The organism is Streptomyces sp. NPDC047130, from assembly GCF_040643475.1.
In the GTDB taxonomy this organism is placed as follows: domain Bacteria; phylum Actinomycetota; class Actinomycetes; order Streptomycetales; family Streptomycetaceae; genus Streptomyces.
Map to the genome: position 1 here is coordinate 67,642 of NZ_JBEYUK010000028.1, position 20,341 is coordinate 87,982.

A 20,341-nucleotide genomic window follows, 5' to 3' on the forward strand; every position below is an offset into this window, starting at 1 on the left:
TAATGCTGACTGCGCAAGAAGGGGTGGGGAAGAAGAGCTCACCGCCCCGGCCGGAGGGCCGACTGCACCGGCCCACGCTCTGGACGGCCCTGGGCCTGCTGGGCGCGCTCCTGGTCTGTGTCCTGCTCTCCCTGCTGATCGGTACCGGCAACAGCCCGGTGGCCCGGGCCTGGGACTACCTGACCGGCGACCCCTCCGCCCGCGCCGACGCCCAACTCCGGCTCGCGGTCGTGGACGTGCGCCTCCCCCGGACCATCGCCGCCGTCCTGGTCGGCGCCTCGCTGGGCGTGGCCGGCTGCCTGCTCCAGGCGGCCACCCGCAACCCGCTCGCCGAGACCGGACTGCTCGGCGTCAACTCCGGTGCCGCGCTGGGCGTCGTGGTCGGTCTGACCTACCTCGGTATCGAGTCGCCGTACGGCGTGCTGGTGTGCGCGCTGTTCGGCGGCATGACGGCCAGCGCGGTCGTCCTGCTGCTGGCCGCCTCGGGGCGCGCGGCCGGGTCGCCGCTGAAGCTGGTGCTGGCGGGCTCCGCCCTGGGCGCCACCTTCCACGGCATGACCTCCTACGTCCTGCTGGGCACCCAGTCGACGTTCGACGTCTACCGCTACTGGACCATCGGCTCGCTGGCGGGCGTCGAGACCTCCGACACCTACCCGCTGCTCCCGCTGATCGCGCTCGGCCTGCTCGTCGCCTACGGCAGCTCCCGCCCGCTGGCCGCGCTGGCCCTCGGCGACGACAGCGCCCGCGCCCTCGGCCACCACCCCGGCCGGGTACGGCTGGTGGTCGCCGTCGCGGTCACCCTGCTGGCGGGCTGCGCGGTCGCCCTCGCCGGTCCGATCGCCTTCCTCGGTCTGCTCGCCCCCTACGTCGCACGCGCCGTCACCGGGCCCCGTGTCGCCGGGCAGTTGACCCTCTCCGGGCTCACCGGCGCCTGCGTGATGATCGCGGCGGACATCCTCGCCCGGGTGGTCATCCGCCCCTGGGAGACGCCCGTCAGCGTGCTGCTCGCCTTCATCGGCGGCCCGCTGCTGATCTGGATCGCCCGCTCCCAGCGGTTCTCCACGGCGGGGGGCGCGGCATGACGCTCCACGGAACCAGCGCCCCGCACGACGGCGAGGGCGCGGAGACGTTCCCCTCGGCAGGGGCGGCGGTGCCGGAGGTGACACCCCCGGACAGCACCGTCGTGCGGACCGGCGGCTTCTCCTGGCTGTTCCCGCGCCGCACGGCACTGGTCGCGGTCGCCCTGGGGGCCCTCGGCGCGGTCGTGGTGGCGCTGGCCTCGTTCGCCAGCTCCACCGGCATGAGCTTCGGCCGCACCGTCGAGGGGCTCCTCGGCACCGGCGACGCGGCGACCGTGATGCTGGTGCAGGAGTTCCGGCTGCCCCGCATCATGGTGGGACTGCTGGTGGGCGCCGCGCTCGGCGTCGCCGGCTGCCTGCTGCAGACCCTGGCCGGCAACCGCCTCGCCACCCCCGACGTGATCGGCGTCAACGAGGGCGCCACCGCCGTGGTGGTGGCCTCCGTGGTCGGCTCCGCCACCGGCACCATCGGCGACTGGTGGCTGGGACCGCTGGGCGCCGCCGCTGCCGCCGCGCTGGTGGTGCTGTGCGCGGGCGGCGTCGGCACCAAGGGCCACCGGGTGCTGGTGGTCGGCATCGGCGTCTCCACCGTCATCGCCGCCGTGACCGACCTGGTGATGTCCCGCGAGAACGACAACACGGCCGGCGGCGTCTTCCTGTGGACCGTCGGCAGCCTCAGCGGCCGCGACTGGTCGGTGGGCACGCCGCTGCTGTGGGTCCTGGTCGTGCTGGTGCCGCTCGCCCTGGCCGCCGGCAACCGGCTCCAGCTGCTGCGGCTGGACGACGAACTCGCCGCGAGCCTCGGCGTGGACCTGCGCCGCACCCGCGGGGCGGCGCTGGCCCTGGCGGTCGCGCTGTCCGGCTGCGCCGTCGGCATCGGCGGTCCCGTCGCCTTCGTGGCGCTGGCCGCCCCGATCCTGGCGTCCCGGCTGGCCGGCCCGACCCGGGTGCCGGTCCTCGGCTCCGCCCTGACCGGCGCGGTGCTGATCGCCGCCGCGGACGCGCTGGGCCGCGTCGTCGCCCCCGTGGAGATCCCGGTGGGCGTCGTCACCAGTGTCCTGGGCGGCCCCTTCCTGCTGTGGGTGCTGTTCCGGGACCCCGCCGACAACGCCTGATCGCCGCGTGATGAGAACGCTGAGAGGAACAACCGTCATGAGCTCTGCCGAAGGCCTCCGCCTGGAGGTCCAGGGGCTGGTCGCGGGTTACGCCGGCCACCGGGTGGTCGACGGCGTCGATCTGTCGGTGCCGGCGGGCGAGGTCGTCGCGATCGTCGGCCCCAACGGGTGCGGCAAGTCCACGCTGCTGCGGTCCGTCGCCCGGCTGCACGAGCCGGAGTCCGGCACGGTGCGGGTGGGCGGCGAGGACGTCCGGCAGATGAAGCGGCGCACCGCGGCGCGGCGCGTCGGGCTGCTGCCGCAGGCCCCCACCGCGCCGGAGGCGGTCACCGTGGCCGGGCTGGTCCGGTACGGGCGCCACCCGCACCAGGGACTGCTGCGGCAGTGGTCGCGGGAGGACGAGGCGGCGGTGCGGGCGGCACTGGAGGCCACCGGCACCCTCGAGCTCGCCGGGCGGCGCGTCGACCGGCTCTCCGGCGGCCAGCGGCAGCGCTGCTGGCTGGCGGTGGTCCTCGCCCAGGAGACCCCCGTCGTCCTGCTCGACGAGCCCACCTCGGCGCTCGACCTCGGGCACGCGGTGGAGGTGCTGGAGCTGATCCGCGAGGTCGCGGCGGCCGGGCGGACCGTGGTGATGGTCCTGCACGACCTCGCGCTGGCCGCGCGGTACGCGGACACCGTGGTCGCCATGAAGTCCGGCAAGGTCGTCGCCGAGGGCGCCCCGCGTGACGTCGTCACCGCCGCCCTGGTCAAGGACCTGTACGGCATCGACGCCGACATCCTCACCGCTCCCGGCGACGGCTCCCCCGTGGTCGTCCCCGCGGCCCGCACCACCCTCACCGCGCCCGCGACGACCTGAGGGCGGGCGGGCGGTAAACCGGGTGATGCGGGCGCGGCGGGCCGTTAGGTTCGGGGCATGAGCACCCCCCGCCCCGCCCACATCGCCATGTTCTCCATCGCGGCCCACGGCCACGTGAACCCCAGCCTGGAGGTGATCCGGGAGCTCGTGCGCCGCGGGCACCGGGTGACCTACGCGATCCCTCCCCTCCTCGCCGGGAAGGTCGCCGCCACCGGCGCGGAGGTCAAGCCGTGGAACTCCACGCTGCCCTCCCCCGAGGACCCGCCCGAGGCGTGGGGCAGCACACTCCTCGACAACGTCGAACCGTTCCTCGACGACGCGATCCAGGCGCTGCCCCAGCTGGAGGCCGCCTACGAGGGCGACCGCCCCGACCTGGTGCTGTACGACATCGCCGGCTACCCCGCCCGCGTCCTCGCCCACCGGTGGGGAGTCCCCGCGGTCTGCCTCTCCCCCGCCATGGTCGCCTGGGAGGGGTACGAGAAGGAGGTGGCCGAACCCCTCTGGGAGGAGCCGCGGAGGACACCGCGCGGCCAGGCGTACTACGCCCGGTACCGGAGGTGGCTGGACGACAACGGCGTCCCCCTGGACCCCGACACCTTCGGCGGGCGCCCCGACCGCGCCCTGGTCCTCATCCCGAAGGCGCTCCAGCCCAACGCCGACCGGGTGAACGAGGACGTCTACAGCTTCGTCGGGGCCTGCCAGGCGGACCCGGCCGCCCAGGGCGGCTGGCGGCGTCCGGCCGGCGCCGCAAAGGTCGTGCTGGTGTCGCTCGGCTCCGCCTTCACCCAGCGGCCCGCGTTCTACCGGGAGTGCGTCAAGGCCTTCGGCGACCTCCCCGGCTGGCACACCGTGCTGCAGATCGGCAAGCACGTCGACCCGGCCGAACTGGGCGACCTCCCGCCGAACGTCGAGGTCCACGACTGGGTTCCGCAGCGCGCGGTGCTCGCCGGGGCCGACCTGTTCGTCACCCACGCGGGCGCGGGCGGCAGCCAGGAGGGCATGGCGAGCGCGACCCCGATGATCGCCGTCCCGCAGGCCGCGGACCAGCACATGAACGCGGACATGCTGGAAGGCCTCGGCATCGCCCGGCACCTGCCCGCCGAGGAGGCCACCGCCGACACGCTGCGGGCGGCGGCCCTGGCCCTGGTCGACGACCCGGAGGTGGCGGCCCGGCTGGCCGCGCTCGGCGCGGAGATCGCCGAGGAGGGCGGAACCCGCCGGGCGGCCGACCTGATCGAGGCCGAGCTGCCCGACCGCCGTCCCGCCTGACCTGCCGTCGGCCCGTCCCGTTCCGCCTGTCCGGACGCGCGACGGGCTTGGCCGTCCGTCGTCCGGCCCGGACCCCGGTCCCGGTCGGGGCGGCGGGCGTCAGAGACGCACGCTGAGGGCGTAGAGGCGGGTGATCTGCTCGGCGTTGGCGTTGTCGTCGGCGACCAGGTAGAGGGGCCGCCTCCCCTTCTCCGGGCCGGTGGTCCAGGGTTCGCCGAGCGCCATCCCCTCGACGTTCTGCAGCAGGGGGTTGAGCTGGGGCCCCTTGACGGTGACGACGCCCGGGTCGCCGGACGGGCAGTCCGCCAGGTCGACCAGGAGGGTGTGCTCGACGAACACGTCGGCGCTCTGGTCGTACAGGGCGGTCTCCTCGTCGGCGACGGGGGCGCCGTCGAGCGGGACGTCGTAGATCCGGATCGTGTTGCCGACGCCCGCGACGTACTGGCGCTCCAGGGCCAGCAGCCGGTCGTCGCCGACCGCGGCCAGCTCGACCAGGTACATGCCTTCGTCGGTGCGGTACGCGTACTGCCGGTCCAGGCGGTACTCGCCGTCGACCGTGCGCTGGTAGCGCTGGATGCGCAGGAGGTTGCGGCCGCGGGCGTCGCCGTCGACGGCGAGCGCGCCCTCCATCGCCGCGTACAGGTACTCGCCCTTCTCGGAGAGGGCCAGCGACTCGAGGGTCCGCCCGGCCTGCGCGTGGCCGCCCGGGTGAGAGCGGAACGCCTTCGGGACGGGCAGTGGACCGCCCTCCTGACGGCCGGTCGCCAGGCTGAAGCGGCGGATGGCCGGGCCGGTCTCCGAGGCCACCAGGATCGTCTCACCGCCCGGTTCGACCACCATGCCCTCGCCGTCGAACCACTTGGAGGGGGCCGCGCCGGTGGGCGCCCGCAGGGTACGGGCGGTCAGCGGCCGGGGGTCGAGTGCTTCCGGCGGGCCGAGTTCCAGGGGGAAGACCCGGCCGATGTCGTTGTCGGTGAGCGCCAGCGCCCGGCCCTCACCGGTGAGGGCCAGGGCGGACAGCCCTTCGACGCGCTCCCCGGAGACCTGCGCCTTGTCCAGGGCGTCGGAGTAACTGAGCAGGTCAGCCCGGTCGGAGCAGACGCCGCCCGCCGGTCGGGGATGGCGCTCACGCCACCAGTCGCCGCCGGCGGGCACCGCCACGAGGCCCGCCACCAGCCCCAGGACGAAGGCCGCGGCCGCCACGGTCCGGTGACGCCACGGCGGCACACCGGCGGTCCCCGGCGCGGAGGTGTCGGCGGCCGGGGCGGGTTCCAGGGCGGTGTTGCGGGCGAACGGCAGCGCTCCGATGCCGCCCTTGTCCAGGACCTGCGGCTCCTGCCGCGGTCCCGGCCCGCCGGAGGCCATGTGCTCCCGGACGGCCTTGTAGAGGTCGTGCAGCCCCAGCATCGGGGGCCCGTCCGGCAGCCCGTCGCGCAGCGTGCCGACGAGGGCCCCGGTGAAGGCGCTGCAGGTCGCCGGGTCCGAGGCGTACGACTTGCGGGTGGCCGAGGACGAGGTCATCACGTAGGAGCCGTGGACGCCCGCCAGGGCCTGGCTGGACGCCCGCAGCCCGCGGTCGGCGGCGGACATGCCGCCGTCGAGGACCTTGCCGCTGTAGCAGCAGTCGAGGAGCAGCACGTGCCGCTCGGCGGAGCTGTCCCTGATGGCGGCGCGGAGGAGGAAGTCGGAGACGGAGGTCCACGGCTCGCCCTCCACGGAGTCGGGCAGGGTGAGGTACAGGTGCTCCTCGTCGTGGTGGTCGAGCAGCCCGTGGCCCGCGTAGTAGACGATCAGGGTGTCCTTGGCCAGCTTGCCCGCCCTGTTGACCGGGCCGACCAGGGCCGCCGCGGAGGCGGGGTTCTCCACCACGAGGACGTGCTCCGGGGGGATGCCCACGATCCGCTCGTCGGTCAGCACCTTCTTGAGGGCGCGGAGGTTGTGCCGCACGCTGCGCAGGGGCTGCAGCCGGGTGTAGTCGTCGACGCCGATCAGCACGCAGGCGGAGCGGGCCGGGTCGATCCGCTTCTGCGGTGACACGGGCGGGTCCGGCGTGGCCTGCGGGTCGGGCGTGGTGTGCGGGTCGGGCGTGGTCATGCCGGGCCCGCCGGGCCGTCGTCGCCGGCCCGGGTCGCGTCGCCGTCCCGCGGGGCCTGCGCCGTCGGCGCCTCCGCCGCCGGGGACCGCGGCTCCTCACGGGCCGGTCCGGCGTCCTCGCGTGCGTCCCCGGCCGCCTCCTCGGCGCGCACCACGGTGACGCCCGGGGCCGCCCGGCCCAGTGACGCGGCCTCCTCGGCGGTGACGCCGTGCAGGTGGATGACGACCTGCGACCGGGGCCTGCGGGCCTTGACCCAGGCGTCCACGGCGAACACCAGTTGCAGCAGGGCCGCGCCGGTCGACACCGACGCGAGGATCAGCTCGACGCCCGTGCCCATCTCACCGGGACGCGGCGTGCCCGTGACCGGCTCGGCGGTGGCGCCGTGCTCGGCCCTGGAGTCGTTCAACCAGCGGTGCAGGGACCGCAGTTCCCGCTGCGTCGTGCCGGTGCCGTCCCTCAGTTCCAACTCGACCTTCACCGGAGTCCCCTGTAGTCCCTCGTGTCGAAGTGGGCGCCTGTCGGCGTGCTGGGCCGCCACCGTATCGAACGCGCGGGTACGGCACGGGAGTTCCGCGCGCCATCGGCCGCCCGGCGGCCTCGGGAGGTGGCGGCGGGCCGTGGCCGGGCGGCTCCGCGCGAGTGCCGTGCCCCCGCCGTAGGGTGGCCCCATGACGACGTATGCGGCGCTGCTCCGCGGGGTCAACGTGGGCGGCGGGCGGAAGATGCCGATGGCCGAGCTGCGGGCCGCGCTGGAGGAGCTCGGGCACCGGGACGTGCGGACGTATCTGCAGAGCGGCCAGGCGGTGTTCACGGCCGGCCGCGGGGACCAGGAGGCGCTGGCCGCGGAGTTGGCGGAGGAGCTGGGCAGGCGGTTCGCGTTCGCCTGCGAGGTGCTGGTCCGCGACCACGCCTACCTGGCCGGCGTCGTCGACGCCTGCCCGTTCCCGGCCGCCGAGCTGGCGGGCCGGCAGCTCCACGTCACCTTCCTGGACCGGGACGTCGACGACGCCCGCTTCGCGGCGCTGGACCGGGAGGCCTACCTCCCCGAGGAGTTCCGCGTCGGCGACCGCGCGCTGTACCTGTACCTGCCGGACGGCATGGGCCGCTCCAGGCTGGCGGTACAGCTGGCCGGGCCCCGCCTGACCAAGGGCCTGGTCGCCACCACCCGCAACTGGAACACGGTGCTCAAGCTGGTGGCCCTGACGGCACCGTGAGCGCGCGGGTGACGGAGCGCACCACCGACGAGCCGCGGCCGTTGCGCGGAGCGGTGCGCCTGGTCGCCGTCGTGCTCGCGCCGGCCGCGCCGGACACCGGGTCAGGCGGCGCGCGCCGCCGCCCCCTGCTGCCGGGCCCCGTCGTAGCGCGCCAGCAGGAGCCGCGCCACCTCCGGGGCGGGTCCCAGCACCTCGGCGAGGACGTCCGCGGAGGCGTCCGCGGCGCCGGCGGCGATGCGGTCGGGGAGGCGGCCGGGGGCGAGGACGTACGGGGCGACGACGACCCTCTCGCACCCGGCGGCCCGCAGTTCGCGGACCGCGTCCTCGGTCCTGGGGAGGGGGCCGGAGGCGAACGCGGGCCGCACGGCGCACCAACCGGTGTGCCGCCACTCCCGCGCGATGTCAGCGATCACCGCGATCGCCTCCGGGTCGGAGGAGCCCGCCGAGGCCAGGACGACCCCGGTCGTGGGCCTGTCGGCGGGGTCGAGCCCCGCCTCGTGGAGCCGCCGTTCCAGTGCCGCCGTCAGCAGCGGGTCCGGGCCGAGGACGTCGGCCACGCGGATCCGCAGGGACGGCGGCGCCTCGCGGAGCACGGCGGGGATGTCGGCCTTGGCGTGGAAGGCGCGGGTGAGCAGCAGCGGGAGGGCGACCACGTCCCGGACCCCTTCCGCGTCCAGCGACTCCAGGACGCCGCCCACGGAGGGGACGTTGAAGTCGAGGAACGCGGTCTCCACCCGCAGGCCGGGCCGCCGGGCCCGCACCGCGCGCACCAGCGCGTGGACGGTGGCGGCGTGGCGCGGGTCGCGGCTGCCGTGGGCGATGACCAGCAGGACGGGGCGGACCGGGGCGTGGCGCATGACGGGGAACCGATCAGCTCTTGACGAGGAGGCCGCGGCCGCGCAGGATCCGCCGCTCCAGGGGACTGAAGATCAGCAGGTCGATGGCGATGCCGACGACCAGGATCAGGATGATGGCGAGGAAGACCATGGACATGGAGGAGGCGTTGCGGCCGTTCTCCAGCAACTGGCCCAGTCCCACGCCGAGATCGGGCGAGGAGGCGATGATCTCGGCGGCCATCAGGGAGCGCCAGGAGAACGCCCAGCCCTGCTTCATGCCGGCGACGTAGCCGGGCAGCGCGGCCGGCATCACGATGTGCCAGGCGCCCTTGAGCCCGGTGGCGCCGAGGGTGCGGCCCGCGCGGAGGAAGAGCGGGGGCACCTGGTCGACGCCGGAGACCAGCCCGTTGGCGATGGACGGCACCGCGCCGAGCAGGATGACCGCGTACATCATGGAGTTGTTGAGGCCGAGCCAGATGACGGCGGGCGGTACCCAGGCGACCGAGGGCAGCGACTGGAGGCCGGAGAGGATCGGGCCGATGGCGGCGCGGACGAACTTGACGCGGGCGACCAGCAGGCCGAGGGGGGTGCCGATGGCCAGGGCGAGCAGGAAGCCGAGCAGGCCGCGGGAGACGCTGGTCCAGATGTAGCCGAGGAGTTCGCCCTCCAGCCAGGACTCGCGCACCTCGCCCCAGACGTCGGACGGCGCGGGCAGCTTGGTGGGGTCGTCGACGATCTTCAGGGTGACCAGGAGCTGCCAGACGACCACCACCAGGAGCACGGCGAGGATCGGCGGGAGGACCTTCTGCAGCAGCGTCTGCCGCAGCGGGGTGCGCCGGACCTCGACCGACTCCAGGGCGTCGAGGCCGGCCTCGAGCCCGGCGGTGTCGTCGGCCTGCCGCTTCTGCTCGGTCGCGGTCTGGGTGTCAGTGCTGGCCATGTCGGCGGATCTCCCCACGGAGTTGTTCGGTGATCTCGACGGACAGCTCCGCCACAGCGGCGTCCTCGATGCGGCGGGGGTGCGGGATGTCGACGGTCCACTGGTGGGCGATGCGGCCCGGCCGCGAGGAGAGCAGCACGACCCGCTGGGCGAGCCGCACCGCCTCGCGCACGTTGTGGGTGACGAAGAGGACGGACACGTCGGTCTCCCGCCAGATGCGGGTGAGCTCGTCGTGCAGCACGTCGCGGGTGATGGCGTCGAGGGCGGCGAACGGCTCGTCCATCAGCAGCAGTTTGCTGTCCTGGGCGAGCGCGCGGGCGAGGGCGACGCGCTGGCGCATGCCGCCGGAGAGCTCGTGGACGCGCTTGCCGTAGGAGCCCTTGAGGCGGACCAGTTCGAGGAGCTCCTCGGCGCGATCGCGGCGCAGGCTCTTGTCGACTCCCCTGAGCTTCAGGGCGAGTTCGATGTTCTTCCCGGCGGTGAGCCAGGGGAACAGGGCGTGTTCCTGGAACATCAGGGCGGGGCGGCCGTCGGTGGTGATGGCGCCGGAGCTGGGCCGGTCGAGGCCGGCGACCAGGTTGAGCAGGGTGGACTTGCCGCAGCCGGAGGCCCCGAGGAGGGTGACGAACTCGCCGTGGGCGACGTCGAGGCTGATGTCGTCGAGGACGAGCTGGCTGCCGGCGGGCCCGGTGAAGGACTTGGAGACGTGCTCGATGCGCGCGGCGCTGCGGACGTCGGTCCGGGTGTCCTCGGCCGTGGCGAGCGTGATGGCCGCCATGGTCACCTCCTGGGGAAGTCGCGGGTGTGGGTGGTTGCTCGGTGCGGTCGGCGGTGGCCGGAGTCAGCGGGTGCCCAGGCCGGCGTCGTCGACGGCGGGCTTTCCGGCCTTCGCGAGGACCGTGTTGAGCGGGCGCAGGTCGTAGATGCCGTCCAGCTCGGGGTTCTCCAGCAGGCCCGCGTCGACGGCGTGCCGCGCCTGGGCCTCCAGGGTGGCGGCCAGCGGGTCGTCGGTGATCCGGATGGACTCCCACGCCGGGTCGAGCACCTCGGCGGGCAGCGGCTTGCCGGTGTCGCGTTCGAGCTGGGCGTTGGCGGCCCGCTTGGCCTCGTCGGGGTGGGCGTTGATCCACTCGTTGGTCTCCACGGAGGCCCGCAGCACGGCCTCGACGGCCTCGGGGTGCTCGCTGAGGAACGTCTGGGAGACGATGATGTTGGTGATGACGAACTTCTCGTCCGGCCACAGGTCGGACTCGTCGAGCAGCACCTCGCCGCCGTCGGCGACCAGCTTGGAGGCGGTCGGCTCGGGCACCCAGGCGCCGTCGATCGAGCCGGAGGCGAACGCCCCCGGGGTCACCTTGTTGTCGGAGCGGACGACGGAGACGTCGCCCTTGCCGCTCTCGGCGTCGACCTTCCAGCCCTGTTCGGCGATCCAGTTGAGGAAGGCCACGTCCTGGGTGTTGCCGAGCTGCGGGGTGGCGATCCGCTTGCCCTTGACGTCCTTCAGGCTCTTGATCCGGTCGGGGTCGACGACCAGCTTGACGCCGCCGGAGGCGGAGCCGCCGATGATGCGGAGGTTCTTGCCGAGGGACTTGGTGTAGCCGTTGATCGCCGGCGAGGGGCCGATCCAGCCGATGTCGATGGAGCCCGAGTTGAGCGCCTCGATCTCGGAGGGGCCGGCGTTGAACACCTGGTACGCGGCCCGGGTGCCGCCCAGTTCCTTCTGGAAGAAGCCCTTCCGGTGGGCGACCAGCGGGGTGGCGTGGGTGAGGTTGCCGAAGTAGCCGATGCGGACGGTGTCGAGACCGTCGGTCTTCTCGCCCTCGGCGACGACCTCGGCCGTCGCGTCGTCCGTCGCCCTGGAGCCGTAGCCGCAGGCCGCGAGGGCGAGCAGCGGCAGTGCGGCAGCCACGGCGAGGCCCCGGCGGAACAGGGAGCGGTTGGCAGGCACGGGAGGGTGTCCTCTCGTCGGCCCGGCGGTCACGGCCTGCGGTTCAGGCGGTGACCGGGGGGCGGGCGGGTCTTCGTGGGATGCGGAGTCGGTGCCGGACGCGCCGGGCGCCGCCCGCACATCGGGCGACTCCGCCCTGCCCGCTGCCGAGGGTACCGCTGCCGACGCGGCCGCCCTCCTTGGCGAACGTGCCGAAGAAACCGGGGGTGTTCATGGTCAGAAGTCCCACCCGTCGTCGTCCGCGGCGGTCCGGCCGGCCTCGGCGGCCTGCCGGGCGGTGGCGAAGGAGTCGCCGGCCATGCCGGCGGTGAGGGTGGAGCCGTCGGCGGGGTCGATCAGGATGAAGGCGCCGGTGGTGCGGGACTGCGCGTAGGCGTCGAGCGGCAGCGGCTCGGCGGTGCGCAGCACCACGCGGGCGATGTCGTTGGCGGCGAGCTGTCCGGGCCGCGGGTGCAGGGAGAGGTCGTCCAGGGTGAGCCGGGACGGGATCTCCTTGACGACGGCCTTGACGACGCGGGTGCCGTGCTTGAGCAGGACCCGGTGGCCCTCGGTGAGCGGCCGGTCGGCGACGTGGCAGACGGTGGCCTCGACGTCCTGGGTGGTGGCGGGGGCGGCCTGGCTCGGGGCGATCAGGTCGCCGCGGGAGATGTCCAGGTCGTCCTCGAGGCGCACGGTCACCGACTGCGGGGCCCGGGCGGACTCCACCGGCACGCCGAGCAGGTCGATGTCCGCGATGCGGCTGGTGCGGCCGGAGGGCAGCACGGTGACCTCCTCGCCGACGCGGAGGGAGCCGGCGGCGATCTGTCCGGCGTAGCCGCGGTAGTCGGGGTGCTCGGCGGTCTGCGGGCGGATGACGTACTGCACGGGCAGCCGGGCCGGGAGCCGGTCCACGGTGCCGTCGACCCGTACGGTCTCCAGGTGCTCGAGCACGGTGGGGCCGCCGTACCAGTCCATGTGGGCGGAGGGCTCGACGACGTTGTCCCCGGCCAGCGCGGAGATCGGGACGGTGGTGACCTCGGGGACGCCCAGTTCGGCGGCGTAGGCGGTGAACTCCTCGGCGATCGCCGCGAACACGGGCTCCGCGTAGTCGACCAGGTCCATCTTGTTGACGGCGAGGACGACGTGCGGGACGCGCAGCAGGGCGGCGATGGCGGCGTGCCGTCGGGTCTGCTCGACGACGCCGTTGCGGGCGTCGACGAGGATCACGGTGAGGTCGGCGGTGGAGGCTCCGGTGACCATGTTCCGCGTGTACTGCACGTGGCCGGGGGTGTCGGCGAGGATGAACCGCCGCCGCGGCGTGGCGAAGTAGCGGTACGCCACGTCGATGGTGATGCCCTGTTCCCGCTCGGCGCGCAGGCCGTCGGTGAGCAGCGCCAGGTCGGGGGCGTCCTGGCCGCGGCCGGCGGAGGCCCGTTCGACGGCCTCGAGCTGGTCGGCGAGGACCGACTTGGAGTCGTGCAGCAGCCGGCCCACCAGGGTGGACTTGCCGTCGTCGACGGATCCGGCGGTGGCGAACCGCAGCAGCGTGGTGGGCTCCGCGGCCTGTTCGGCGGTGGTGGTCATGGCTAGAAGTACCCCTCGCGCTTGCGGTCTTCCATCGCTGCCTCGGAGAGCTTGTCGTCGGCGCGGGTGGCGCCGCGCTCGGTGAGCCGGGAGGCGGCGATCTCGGCGATCACCTGGTCCAGCGTGGCGGCGTCGGAGTCGACGGCTCCGGTGCAGGACATGTCGCCGACGGTGCGGTAGCGGATCAGGCGCTTCTCGACCGTCTCGCCGTCCTTGGGGCCGCCCCACTCGCCGGCGGTCAGCCACATGCCGTCGCGGGCGAAGACCTCGCGGTCGTGGGCGAAGTAGATCGAGGGCAGCTCGATGCCCTCGCGCTTGATGTACTGCCAGACGTCCAGCTCGGTCCAGTTGGAGAGCGGGAAGACGCGGACGTGCTCGCCGGGGGCGTGCCGGCCGTTGTACAGGTTCCACAGCTCGGGGCGCTGGCGGCGCGGGTCCCACTGGGAGAACTCGTCGCGCAGGGAGAAGACGCGCTCCTTGGCGCGGGCCTTCTCCTCGTCGCGCCGGCCGCCGCCGAAGACGGCGTCGAACTTCTCGCTCTGGATGGCCTCGGTCAGCGGGACCGTCTGGAGCGGGTTGCGGGTGCCGTCGGGGCGTTCGCGGAGCACACCGCGGTCGATGTAGTCCTGGACGGAGGCCACATGGAGGCGCAGCCCATGTGCGGCCACCACACGGTCGCGGTACTCGATGACCTCGGGGAAGTTGTGGCCGGTGTCCACGTGGAGCAGGGCGAAGGGCACCGGCGCGGGCGCGAACGCCTTGAGCGCCAGGTGCAGCATCACGATGGAGTCCTTGCCGCCGGAGAAGAGGATCACCGGCCGTTCGAACTCGCCCGCGACCTCGCGGAAGATGTGCACGGCCTCGGACTCGAGGACGTCCAGGTGGCCGAGCGGACCCTGGCCCGCGGCGGTGTCGCGGAGTGCGGCGACGGTGGTCATGCCAGGCCCCTCTCGGTGAGCAGCGCGTGGACGGCGGCGGCGGACTCGGCGACGGTCCGGTCCTGGGAATCGATCCGCAGGTCGGGGGTCTCCGGCGCCTCGTACGGGTCGTCGACCCCGGTGAGGCCGGATATCTCGCCGGCGGCCTGCTTGGCGTACAGCCCCTTCACGTCGCGCACGGAGCAGACGTCGAGGGGTGTGGCGACGTGCACCTCCAGGTAGGGGGTGCCGCCCGCCTCGTGCCGCTTGCGGACGGCGTCCCGGCTGTCGGCGTAGGGCGCGATCACCGGGACCAGCGTGGTGACGCCGTTGCGGGAGAGCAGTTCGGCGAGGAAGCCGATGCGCTGCACGTTGGTGTGGCGGTCCTCGCGGCTGAAGCCGAGGCCCGCCGAGAGGAACTCGCGGATCTCGTCGCCGTCGAGGACCTCCACGCGGTGTCCCTCCGCGCGCAGGCGTCCGGCGAGCTCCAGGGCGATCGTGGTCTTGCCGGCGCTCGGCAGACCCGTCAGCCAGACGGTGGCTCCGGTCACGTCCTCGCTCACCTGCTCGTTCTCCTTGGTCATCGCTTCCCTCGCGCTCGGGTGCCGCCGGTCATCCGTGCAGCCCGCACTCGGTCTTGCCGCGCCCGGCCCAGCGGCCGGCCCGGGCGTCCTCGCCCTCCAGCACCCGGCGGGTGCAGGGCGCGCAGCCGACGGAGGCGTAGCCGTCCATCAGCAGCGGGTTGGTGAGCACGCCGTGCCGGGCGACGTAGGCGTCCACGTCGTCCTGGGTCCAGCGGGCGATCGGCGAGATCTTCACCTTGCCGCGCTTCTCGTCCCAGCCAACGACGGGCGTGTTCGCGCGGGTCGGGGACTCGTCGCGGCGCAGGCCGGTGGCCCAGGCCTGGTAGCCCCGCAGGCCCTGCTCGAGCGGCTGGACCTTGCGCAGCTTGCAGCACAGGTCCGGGTCGCGGTCGTGGAGCTTCGGCCCGTACTCGGCGTCCTGCTCGGCGACGGTCTGCCGGGGGGTGAGGGTGATGACGTTGACGTTCATCACCGCGTCCACGGCGTCCCGGGTGCCGATGGTCTCCTCGAAGTGGTAGCCGGTGTCCAGGAACACCACGTCCACGCCCGGCCTGACACGGGAGGCGAGGTGGGCCACCACCGCGTCCTCCATGGAGGAGGTCACGCAGAAGCCGTCGCCGAAGGTCTCGACGGCCCACTTCATGATCTCCAGGGCCGAGGCGTCCTCGAGTTCCGCACCCGCGCGCTCGGCGAGGGCCTTCAGTTCCTCGTCGGTGCGCTGCCGCTGTGCCGTGGTCATGTCCCCTCCTCCTGTGTGCCGTGCCGGGCCGTGCCGCTGTCGCGGTCCGTGCCGCCGTCGCGGTCCGTGCCGCCGTGCCGGTCCGCGCCGCCGGCGTGGGCGGTGCCGCCTGCCTGGGACCCGTTGTGCCGGAATCCGCGGGCCAGCAGCCCGAGGAACTTCAGCCGGAAGGCGCGGTTGCAGGCCCCGCACTCCCAGGCGCCAGGCCCCTCCTCGCCCGGCCGCAGGTCCTCGTCCCCGCAGTAGGGGCAGTGGAAGGGCGCCGCGCGCTCGCTCACGACAGGTCCTTCTCGCCGGCCCGGGCGGTCCAGGCGGCGAACCGCTCGCCGGGCTCGCGCTGCTCCAGGTAGCGGCGCAGGACCCGCTCGACGTAGTCGGGGAGTTCGGCGGAGGTGACCTTGAGGCCGCGGACCTTGCGGCCGAACCCGGCCTCCAGGCCGAGCGCGCCGCCGAGGTGCACCTGGAAGCCCTCGACCTGCTCGCCGTTGTCGTCGAGGACCAGCTGGCCCTTGAGACCGATGTCCGCCACCTGGATGCGGGCGCAGGCGTTGGGGCAGCCGTTGAGGTTGATGGTCAGCGGTTCGTCGAACTCCGGGAGCCGGCGCTCGAGTTCGTCGATCAGCGCGGAGCCGCGCGCCTTGGTCTCGACGATGGCCAGCTTGCAGTACTCGATGCCGGTGCAGGCCATGGTGCCGCGCCGGAACGGGGAGGGGTCGACGATCAGGTCGAGGGCGCGCAGCCCCTCGGTCAGCGAGGCAACCTGGTCCTCGGTCACGTCCAGCACGATCATCTTCTGCTCGACGGTGGTGCGCAGCCGGCCGGAGCCGTGCTCGGCCGCCAGGTCGGCGATCTTGGTGAGGGTGGCGCCGTCCACACGGCCGACCCGCGGGGCGAAGCCGACGTAGAAGCGGCCGTCCTTCTGCCGGTGCACGCCGACGTGGTCGCGCCAGCGCTCCACCGGCTCGGCGGGGGCCGGGCCGTCGATCAGTTCGCGCTCGAGGTACTCGTCCTGCAGGACCTGGCGGAACTTCTCCGGGCCCCAGTCGGCGACCAGGAACTTCAGGCGGGCGCGGTTGCGCAGCCGCCGGTAGCCGTAGTCGCGGAAGATCGAGATGACGCCCTCGAGGACGTCCGGCACCTCGTCCAGCGGCACCCAGGCGCCCAGCCGGACGCCCAGCTTGGGGTTGGTGGAGAGGCCGCCGCCGACCCAGAGGTCGAAGCCGGGGCCGTGCTCCGGGTGCCGCACGCCGACGAAGGCGATGTCGTTGATCTCGTGCGCCACGTCCAGCAGCGGGGAGCCGGAGATCGCCGTCTTGAACTTGCGCGGCAGGTTCGAGTAGGCGGGGTTGCCGACGATCCGGCGGTGCGCCTCCTCGAGGGCGGGGGTGCCGTCGATGATCTCGTCCTCGGCGATGCCGGCCACCGGGGAGCCGAGGAAGGCGCGCGGGGTGTCGCCGCAGGCCTCGGTGGTGGACAGGCCGACCGCCTCCAGGCGGTTCCAGATCTCGGGGACGTCCTCGATGCGGATCCAGTGCAGCTGGATGTTCTGCCGGTCCGTGATGTCCGCGGTGCCGCGGGCGAACTCCTCGGAGATCTCGCCGATGACGCGCAGCTGCTCCGTGGTGAGCCGGCCGCCGTCGATGCGGACGCGGAGCATGAAGTAGCGGTCGTCCAGCTCCTCCGGCTCCAGGATCGCCGTCTTGCCGCCGTCGATCCCGGGGCGGCGCTGGGTGTACAGGCCCCACCAGCGCATGCGGCCCCGGAGGTCGTTGGGGTCGATGGAGTCGAAGCCGCGCCGGGAGTAGATCGTCTCAATGCGTGTCCGCACGTTGAGACCGTCGTCGTCCTTCTTGAACTGCTCGTTCCCGTTGAGCGGGGTGAAGTGTCCGGCGGCCCACTGACCCTCGCCGCGGTGTCGGCTCACCTTGCGGCGGGAGGCGGCGGGATTCTCGGGCGTGGCGGCCATGGTTCACAGTCCTTCGGGACAGACGGGCATACGGCTCTGACCTGGGCTTTCGCGCGCAGGGGCAGGGGTGCGGGCCGCGGCGGGCGGCGCGGTACGCGGGAGGGCGGAGGGGATGTCGGGCGGCTGAGGACTCGTCAGCAGGCCGGACAGATGGCGCTGGACATGCGGCCGAGGTCGACGTGTCGTCGACTCACCAGGGCGATTCCAGTTCCGAACATGGCGGAAGCGTGTCATGGCGTGACGGAGACCGTCCACTGTCGTCCGGGATACGGACAGATACGTCTCATCATGCGGCCTGGCAGTGTCATGGACACCGATCCTGGCCGAGGGGGGCGGCCCAGGTCAGGCGGGTGGGAGCGCCCGGAGGGGCCGGAGAGTACTGAGCCACGCGAAGATCCCCGGGGCCGGCGGAGCGGTCGGGGGGCGCGGGGCGGGCGGGGCCCACGGGACGGGGCGGGCGGGTCGGAGTCCCGGAGGCGGCGCCGGGCGGCGGCGGGCGGCGGCGGGCGGCGGCGGGCGGCGGCGGGGGCGGGGGCGTCCGGCGGCGCCTCCGGAGGGGCCGTGGTCTCAGGGCGTCATCGGTGCGTCGACGGTGACGGCCGGGTCGTCGGGCCGGAGGAAGGACGTACGGGGAAGCGAGCCGTCGGGAGCGCGCGGGCCTTCCGCGTCGTGCGGGTCGACCGACCTCAGGTCGGCCGGGGAGACCCGCGGCCCGGCCGCGTCCCAGGTGTTGCCGGCGGAGCGGACGGACGGCCCCATGGTCGCCCCGCGTCCGTCGCCCCAGGCGGCGTTCCGGGTGACGGCCCCGGCGGAGTCGGCGATCCGGAAGCCGGCGAGGCCGTTGCGGTGGGCAGTGTTGCGTTCCAGGGTGAGGGCCCCCGTGTTGCCCTCGTCGTTGAAGCCGTACCCGCTGTTGCTCCAGGCGGCGTTGAACCGGGCGACGTGCGCCACGGCGGCTCGGGTGCGTCCGCCGCCGAAGGTGAAGCCGTTCCCGTTGCGGTAGGACCAGTTGCCGTCGAGCAGCACGGGGTCGGTGAACCCGCCGAGGTCGACCCCGTCGCCGCCGTTGCCCCAGGTGCGGCAGTGGCGGACGGTGTTGCCGCCGCCCGACCCGAAGACGACGGCCAGGCCCACGCCGCCGCCGTTCGCGTCGCGGTTGTCGTGGAAGTCGCTGTCCACGACGGTGTTGCCGACCGTGCCTGCGTCCCGCAGGAGCAGCCCCGCCCCCGCGTTGTGGTGCACGGTCAGGCCGTCGAACACGTCGTACGCGCATCCCCTGCACACCCACGCGTGGCTGCGGGACCCCCGTACCTCCAGGTTCCGCACGGTCCAGTGGTCGGCGCGCTGGACGACGGCCCACTCCCCCTCTCCGACACCGGAGACGTCGAGCACCGGCCGTTCACCGCGGTGGGCGGTCAGCGTGATGGGCCGCCCGGCGGTGCCGTCGGTGTCGAGGACGACCGGTTCGGTGGGCCGGTACACGCCGCCGCGCAGGACGATGGTCTGGCCGGGGCGCACCAGTCGGGCCGCCTTGCCCAGCGTGGCGTACGGGCGGGAGCGGCTGCCGTCGCCCTTCTCGTCCGAGCCGCCGGGCGCCACGTACAGCTCGCCCGCGCCGGCCGCCGAGGGGGACGGCGAGGGAACGCCGGTGGTCGCCGTGGGCGCCGGGGCGGCCTCCGGTGCGGGGCCGGGCGGCCCGTCCGGTGCCGCGGGCTGCCCCCACGGCAGCAGGAACGCACCGAGCACCACCACCGATGCCGCCGCGACGCCGGCCACGACTCGCGGCCGGGTCCCGCGCACCACGTCGGAGGCGAGCTCCAGCCCGGCTCCGGCCGCGGTCTGGGCCGACCCCGCCTCGGCCGGACCCAGCAGGTGGGCGATCTGGGCCAGCAGCCCCGCCGGCACCGGCAGGACAGCGATTCCGGGCAGCAGTCGCTCGGGCGGTACCAGGCCCTCGCGCCGAGCGCCGCAGGCGGGGCAGTCGCGGATGTGCCGGCTCAGCCGTTTGCGCCACAGGGCGCTCGGCCGCCCGTCCCAGCCGCGGGCGGCGGCGGCGAGTCCCGGGCACCGCGGCACGGCGGCGAGCCCGGCGACGACGAGCCGGGCGGTCTGCAGCTGCTCCTTCACGCGTTGCACCCGGACCGCGGCATGGCTGCGCGGCAGGCGAAGGGCCGCGGCCAGTTCGCCGCGGCTCAGCGTCCCGGCGGTCTCCTCCCACCAGAGCGCGAGCAGACGGCGGTCGTCGGGCTCCAGCCAGCGGGTGGCCCGGACGATGTCGCGGCGCTGCTCCGCCAGGATCAGCTCGGCGATGCTCCGGTCGGCGAAGTCGCCCTGCGGATCGACCGGTTCGTCGGCCGTGTGCTCCGGCAGCGGCGTGGCGCGGGTGGGCCGCCGGCGGCGCCAGTACTGCTGGATCTGCCGGTACGCGATGGCCACGGCCCAGGAACGGAACCGGTCCGGCTCGCGGAGCTGGGGCAGTCCGTGGATGACGCGGAGCATCACCTCCTGCACCACGTCGTCCGTGTCGGCGTGGCCGCCGAGGGCGCGCGCGACGATCCGGTGGAGCAGGGGCAGACAGCCGGTGAGGAGTTCCTCGAGCGCGCCCCTGTCGCCGTCCTGGGCGGCCCGCACGAGCGACGTCTCGTGCGGGGAGGTGCCGCCTGTCGCCGGATCGGCCGCGTCACCGCGGCGGGTGTCCCTTCGCGGAGGGTGGTCCATCAGCCTGTACTCCCTCGCGCGTCCCTGGTGAGCCGGCACACGAAGACGCCGGGCCCGGTGCCCGGCCAGGGGTCGCCGTCGGACGAGCGCGCTGACCGGCCCAGGATTCTGGCACGGCCGTCGCCGCTTGTAAAAGCAAGTGGCGCGAGGGGCACGGGAGACGGGGCTCCGGGCCCGGCGGGGACGCCCCGGGAAATCTCTCGCGTTTCTGTTATCCCACGTCCCCCACCGCGTCTACCCCTTCGCCGCGGTGCTTTCCCCGCCGCCGGCACTCTCCGGCCGGACACCGCTCGGCCCGCCACCAGGCGGTCCCGGCGGGCCCGGCACCGCCACGAGGAAGGGACATCAGAGCGATGAGGTCCGAACCGCCGGCCGCGGCCGATCCCGCGAACGTCCGGCCCCACAGACCGCGCCGTGCGTCGCACCGGCGTCGTCCCGGCGCAGTCGCCGTGTTCGCATCCGCCCTGGCGGTGGTGGCGGGCGGCGTGATCGCCTCCGTCTC

The 20,341-nt window shown here is 74.1% G+C and carries 19 protein-coding genes; 5 read left to right on the forward strand and 14 right to left on the reverse strand.

The genetic code is table 11. The features are described from left to right. The first annotated feature begins 2 nt into the window (after positions 1–2). The 4 genes from ABZ836_RS25955 to mgt are packed head-to-tail and all read left to right on the forward strand — an operon-like array spanning position 3 to position 4,319. Positions 3–1,082 carry an iron ABC transporter permease gene (locus ABZ836_RS25955; RefSeq protein WP_356135073.1) on the forward strand — a complete coding sequence of 360 codons (1,080 nt, stop codon included), beginning with the start codon at positions 3–5 and terminating at the stop codon, positions 1,080–1,082. After that, a complete protein-coding gene (locus tag ABZ836_RS25960) occupies positions 1,079–2,194 on the forward strand; it encodes an iron ABC transporter permease (protein ID WP_361145982.1) in 1,116 nt (371 codons plus the stop codon). Before ABZ836_RS25955 ends, ABZ836_RS25960 begins: the two co-directional genes overlap by 4 nt. A 37-nt stretch (positions 2,195–2,231) precedes the next feature. After that, entirely contained in the window at positions 2,232–3,050 is an 819-nt protein-coding gene (locus ABZ836_RS25965; RefSeq protein WP_361145984.1) for an ABC transporter ATP-binding protein, read from the forward strand. 57 nt (positions 3,051–3,107) lie between these two features. Beyond that, positions 3,108–4,319, forward strand: a complete 1,212-nt coding sequence (gene mgt, locus ABZ836_RS25970) for a macrolide-inactivating glycosyltransferase (protein ID WP_356135079.1) — start codon at positions 3,108–3,110, stop codon at positions 4,317–4,319. A 99-nt stretch (positions 4,320–4,418) separates the two neighbouring features. Here mgt and ABZ836_RS25975 read toward each other — a convergent pair whose 3' ends face one another. Together ABZ836_RS25975 and ABZ836_RS25980 are read right to left on the reverse strand one after the other, a co-directional pair. Continuing rightward, positions 4,419–6,413, reverse strand: a complete 1,995-nt coding sequence (locus ABZ836_RS25975) for an esterase-like activity of phytase family protein (protein WP_361145987.1) — start codon at positions 6,411–6,413, stop codon at positions 4,419–4,421. Further along, positions 6,410–6,892: a hypothetical protein gene (locus ABZ836_RS25980; protein WP_361145990.1), complete on the reverse strand. Its 483-nt coding sequence runs from the start codon at positions 6,890–6,892 to the stop codon at positions 6,410–6,412. The genes ABZ836_RS25975 and ABZ836_RS25980 overlap by 4 nt, the downstream gene beginning before the upstream one ends. A gap of 190 nt (positions 6,893–7,082) precedes the next feature. Between ABZ836_RS25980 and ABZ836_RS25985 the strand changes: the two genes are divergently transcribed. After that, a complete protein-coding gene (locus tag ABZ836_RS25985) occupies positions 7,083–7,628 on the forward strand; it encodes a DUF1697 domain-containing protein (RefSeq protein ID WP_361145993.1) in 546 nt (181 codons plus the stop codon). 101 nt (positions 7,629–7,729) lie between these two features. On the opposite strand, the gene ABZ836_RS25990 is transcribed toward ABZ836_RS25985, so the two are convergent. The 12 genes from ABZ836_RS25990 to ABZ836_RS26045 all read right to left on the reverse strand — a co-directional run bounded on the left by ABZ836_RS25990 (position 7,730) and on the right by ABZ836_RS26045 (position 19,839). Beyond that, positions 7,730–8,485: a sirohydrochlorin chelatase gene (locus ABZ836_RS25990; protein WP_361145996.1), complete on the reverse strand. Its 756-nt coding sequence runs from the start codon at positions 8,483–8,485 to the stop codon at positions 7,730–7,732. A 13-nt stretch (positions 8,486–8,498) separates the two neighbouring features. Continuing rightward, the gene (locus ABZ836_RS25995; RefSeq protein WP_361145999.1) at positions 8,499–9,404 is read right to left on the reverse strand and encodes an ABC transporter permease; all 906 of its coding nucleotides are present in this window, start codon (positions 9,402–9,404) and stop codon (positions 8,499–8,501) included. After that, complete coding sequence (locus tag ABZ836_RS26000) at positions 9,391–10,182, reverse strand: ABC transporter ATP-binding protein (protein WP_361146002.1); 792 nt, start codon at positions 10,180–10,182, stop codon at positions 9,391–9,393. The genes ABZ836_RS25995 and ABZ836_RS26000 overlap by 14 nt, the downstream gene beginning before the upstream one ends. Positions 10,183–10,245: 63 nt before the next feature. Beyond that, positions 10,246–11,352, reverse strand: coding sequence for an aliphatic sulfonate ABC transporter substrate-binding protein (locus ABZ836_RS26005; RefSeq protein WP_361146005.1), 1,107 nt, complete (start codon positions 11,350–11,352; stop codon positions 10,246–10,248). A gap of 216 nt (positions 11,353–11,568) precedes the next feature. Continuing rightward, the gene (locus ABZ836_RS26010; RefSeq protein WP_361146008.1) at positions 11,569–12,915 is read right to left on the reverse strand and encodes a GTP-binding protein; all 1,347 of its coding nucleotides are present in this window, start codon (positions 12,913–12,915) and stop codon (positions 11,569–11,571) included. 2 nt (positions 12,916–12,917) lie between these two features. Continuing rightward, entirely contained in the window at positions 12,918–13,853 is a 936-nt protein-coding gene (gene cysD, locus ABZ836_RS26015; RefSeq protein WP_361146011.1) for a sulfate adenylyltransferase subunit CysD, read from the reverse strand. Continuing rightward, the gene (gene cysC / locus ABZ836_RS26020) at positions 13,850–14,416 is read right to left on the reverse strand and encodes an adenylyl-sulfate kinase (RefSeq protein WP_361146014.1); all 567 of its coding nucleotides are present in this window, start codon (positions 14,414–14,416) and stop codon (positions 13,850–13,852) included. Before cysC ends, cysD begins: the two co-directional genes overlap by 4 nt. A gap of 28 nt (positions 14,417–14,444) precedes the next feature. Beyond that, on the reverse strand, positions 14,445–15,155 hold the full coding sequence (locus tag ABZ836_RS26025) for a phosphoadenylyl-sulfate reductase (RefSeq protein ID WP_356135099.1): 711 nt from the start codon (positions 15,153–15,155) through the stop codon (positions 14,445–14,447). Then, complete coding sequence (locus ABZ836_RS26030) at positions 15,152–15,433, reverse strand: hypothetical protein (RefSeq protein WP_361146033.1); 282 nt, start codon at positions 15,431–15,433, stop codon at positions 15,152–15,154. Before ABZ836_RS26030 ends, ABZ836_RS26025 begins: the two co-directional genes overlap by 4 nt. Continuing rightward, positions 15,430–17,121, reverse strand: coding sequence for a nitrite/sulfite reductase (locus tag ABZ836_RS26035; protein WP_356135101.1), 1,692 nt, complete (start codon positions 17,119–17,121; stop codon positions 15,430–15,432). The genes ABZ836_RS26030 and ABZ836_RS26035 overlap by 4 nt, the downstream gene beginning before the upstream one ends. A 134-nt stretch (positions 17,122–17,255) precedes the next feature. Beyond that, the gene (locus ABZ836_RS26040) at positions 17,256–17,339 is read right to left on the reverse strand and encodes a putative leader peptide (protein WP_356135130.1); all 84 of its coding nucleotides are present in this window, start codon (positions 17,337–17,339) and stop codon (positions 17,256–17,258) included. Positions 17,340–17,688: 349 nt separating this feature from the next. After that, positions 17,689–19,839 carry a sigma-70 family RNA polymerase sigma factor gene (locus ABZ836_RS26045; RefSeq protein ID WP_361146018.1) on the reverse strand — a complete coding sequence of 717 codons (2,151 nt, stop codon included), beginning with the start codon at positions 19,837–19,839 and terminating at the stop codon, positions 17,689–17,691. Between the last annotated feature and the right edge of the window lie 502 nt (positions 19,840–20,341).

Excerpts from the sequence above, each read along its gene's own strand:
- ABZ836_RS25955 (WP_356135073.1), top strand. The coding sequence starts at position 3 with ATGCTGACTGCGCAAGAAGGGGTGGGGAAGAAGAGCTCACCGCCCCGG.
- ABZ836_RS25960 (WP_361145982.1), top strand. The coding sequence starts at position 1,079 with ATGACGCTCCACGGAACCAGCGCCCCGCACGACGGCGAGGGCGCGGAG.
- ABZ836_RS25965 (WP_361145984.1), top strand. The coding sequence starts at position 2,232 with ATGAGCTCTGCCGAAGGCCTCCGCCTGGAGGTCCAGGGGCTGGTCGCG.
- mgt (WP_356135079.1), top strand. The coding sequence starts at position 3,108 with ATGAGCACCCCCCGCCCCGCCCACATCGCCATGTTCTCCATCGCGGCC.
- ABZ836_RS25975 (WP_361145987.1), bottom strand. The coding sequence starts at position 6,413 with ATGACCACGCCCGACCCGCACACCACGCCCGACCCGCAGGCCACGCCG.
- ABZ836_RS25985 (WP_361145993.1), top strand. The coding sequence starts at position 7,083 with ATGACGACGTATGCGGCGCTGCTCCGCGGGGTCAACGTGGGCGGCGGG.
- ABZ836_RS25990 (WP_361145996.1), bottom strand. The coding sequence starts at position 8,485 with ATGCGCCACGCCCCGGTCCGCCCCGTCCTGCTGGTCATCGCCCACGGC.
- ABZ836_RS25995 (WP_361145999.1), bottom strand. The coding sequence starts at position 9,404 with ATGGCCAGCACTGACACCCAGACCGCGACCGAGCAGAAGCGGCAGGCC.
- ABZ836_RS26000 (WP_361146002.1), bottom strand. The coding sequence starts at position 10,182 with ATGGCGGCCATCACGCTCGCCACGGCCGAGGACACCCGGACCGACGTC.
- ABZ836_RS26010 (WP_361146008.1), bottom strand. The coding sequence starts at position 12,915 with ATGACCACCACCGCCGAACAGGCCGCGGAGCCCACCACGCTGCTGCGG.
- cysD (WP_361146011.1), bottom strand. The coding sequence starts at position 13,853 with ATGACCACCGTCGCCGCACTCCGCGACACCGCCGCGGGCCAGGGTCCG.
- cysC (WP_361146014.1), bottom strand. The coding sequence starts at position 14,416 with ATGACCAAGGAGAACGAGCAGGTGAGCGAGGACGTGACCGGAGCCACC.
- ABZ836_RS26025 (WP_356135099.1), bottom strand. The coding sequence starts at position 15,155 with ATGACCACGGCACAGCGGCAGCGCACCGACGAGGAACTGAAGGCCCTC.
- ABZ836_RS26035 (WP_356135101.1), bottom strand. The coding sequence starts at position 17,121 with ATGGCCGCCACGCCCGAGAATCCCGCCGCCTCCCGCCGCAAGGTGAGC.
- ABZ836_RS26040 (WP_356135130.1), bottom strand. The coding sequence starts at position 17,339 with ATGTTCGGAACTGGAATCGCCCTGGTGAGTCGACGACACGTCGACCTC.
- ABZ836_RS26045 (WP_361146018.1), bottom strand. The coding sequence starts at position 19,839 with ATGGACCACCCTCCGCGAAGGGACACCCGCCGCGGTGACGCGGCCGAT.